At 35.2% G+C, this 1,479-nt stretch carries 1 protein-coding gene; it reads left to right on the top strand.

Annotated elements, in window-relative coordinates; translation table 11 throughout:
• The first annotated feature begins 456 nt into the window (after nucleotides 1–456).
• Nucleotides 457–1,242 carry a hypothetical protein gene (locus tag LEP1GSC202_RS00175; protein WP_015675656.1) on the top strand — a complete coding sequence of 262 codons (786 nt, stop codon included), beginning with the start codon at nucleotides 457–459 and terminating at the stop codon, nucleotides 1,240–1,242.
• Nucleotides 1,243–1,479 lie beyond the last annotated feature (237 nt).

The raw sequence follows: 1,479 nt of genomic DNA, 5'->3' as shown, positions 1-1,479 counted from the left end.
TATTGGAAGAGAAGAATAAGAAGTTCTTAAGAAAGAAACAGAGGAAGAGTTCTTGGCCATTTTTTCCGACAGAAAAATAATCTTCTGACTATTATTCTCTTTTTTACCTGTTGAAGGAAATAATTCCTTTTTTTTTCAGAACCGATCTGTTAAATGAAGGATCAATTTGATTTTTAAAAAAATAGATGAAGAATGAAAAGAAAAAGGAATTTCGACTTTAATGTTTTCTAAATACTTTCATCTTCATAATTGGATACTGCGTATAACAGCGGCTAACCACTTCGCTTCGGGACAAGCCCTCGCTCGGCCTACGGCACATAGGCTTTCTGGCACTCGTTTGCATGCGCAAACTACGCGCCAGTCCCTAACGTCCCGTTTCCGGGACTCAGGGGCAGCCTACGTCGGTTAGCCTATTCGTTATGCGAAATCACCAAATTTTTACACAAAGGAAACTAAATGCCAGCAAGTAAGAAAACCTTAACATCTAGTATTGCAAAAACACAACTAGAATATGAAAAACAAAGAGCACAATATAAAGCACTTTTATTGGAGCAGAGAAGAATACATGAAAAAAGACTAGTAATCAATAGATTCTCATGGATCGGTGCTATTCTCAATATTATATTAGCCCTTATTATTTCAAGTGCACTTGCTTCAAATATAATAGACAAAGGAATCTCAAAGCAAGAAATTCATTCTAAATTACTTTTACCAATACAGAATGGAGCCACTACCATTACCCTGAAGGGTATACTTGAATCAACTTTAGTCTATAAATCAAATTTTTTTAAATCAAAAGATAATCTATACTTAGAAAACAAACCTCCAACACTAGAAATCGTTATTCAAGAAATGATTATGGAAAATTTCTCGAAAAAAGATTTTGATCCAAAACTAAACAAAAAGCTAAATACTTTACTCCTCGAATTTAAACAAAAAGATCCATTTGACAAACTACCAATAAAGCAAAGAGACTTATTCGAAAATGTCAGAATAAAAACAAAAGATTATTCCGTAATACAAACAGATATGGTTAAAATTGCAGATGAATTAGATATAAGCAATCAATTGGTCAATGAGTATTTAAACGATGGGAAAAAGAGTTTCTGGCTATCTGCACTTGGTTTAGCCCTAGCAGTAATCATTGGTATAATTCAAACGTACCTCGCAATTGATAGCAGAAAATCATCCGCAAGACAATACGGAAATATAATCACAAATTTAATGAGATCAAAAAGGTGACTCCGCATAACAGCGACTAACCGCTTCGCTTCGGGACTTACGCCCTCGCTCGGTCTGCGACACATAGGCTTTTGTCACTCCTCTTGCTTACGCAAGCGTCGCGCCAATCCCTAACGTCCCGTTCCGGGACTCAGGGTCAGCCTACGTCGGTTAGTCTAGTTCGTTATGCGAAATAAAATAAAAATTACCGTAAAAATGATTATTTAAAAATTAAAATGTTAATTAGATCTTATACTT

This window comes from Leptospira yanagawae serovar Saopaulo str. Sao Paulo = ATCC 700523 (assembly GCF_000332475.2).
GTDB classification, from domain to species: domain Bacteria; phylum Spirochaetota; class Leptospiria; order Leptospirales; family Leptospiraceae; genus Leptospira_A; species Leptospira_A yanagawae.
The sequence above is the reverse complement of the archived record's forward strand: the minus strand, read 5'-3'. Positions and strand labels throughout refer to the sequence as shown.

What these genes read in the sequence shown, in the direction of transcription:
- LEP1GSC202_RS00175 (WP_015675656.1), top strand. Translation starts at nt 457, where the DNA reads ATGCCAGCAAGTAAGAAAACCTTAACATCTAGTATTGCAAAAACACAA.